This is a genomic window from Pseudomonas sp. SIMBA_067 (assembly GCF_046534675.1).
Classification (GTDB): domain Bacteria; phylum Pseudomonadota; class Gammaproteobacteria; order Pseudomonadales; family Pseudomonadaceae; genus Aquipseudomonas; species Aquipseudomonas putida.
The window spans coordinates 1-259 of the sequence record NZ_JAWRYH010000742.1; the positions used below are offsets into that span (position 1 = coordinate 1).

At 50.2% G+C, this 259-nt stretch carries 1 pseudogene; it reads left to right on the forward strand.

Annotated elements, in window-relative coordinates:
• Positions 1 to 10 precede the first annotated feature (10 nt).
• A pseudogene (locus SB765_RS31145) lies at positions 11 to 259 on the forward strand (carbamate kinase); the annotation flags it as partial.

Below are 259 nucleotides of genomic sequence, written 5' to 3' on the forward strand. Positions count from 1 at the left end.
GTGAGGAAAAATGAGTAAGAAAATTGTTCTCGCCCTGGGCGGGAATCCGCTGGGCGATGACCTGGCCGGGCAAATGAAAGCGGTAAAAATTACTTCTCAGGCAATTGTTGATTTAATTGCCCAGGGACATGAAGTTATCGTCACTCATGGTAACGGGCCGCAGGTGGGCATGATTAACCAGGCCTTTGAAGCTACCGCAAAAACTGAAGCGCACTCGCCAATGCTGCCGATGTCTGTCTGTGTTGCATTAAGCCAGGGT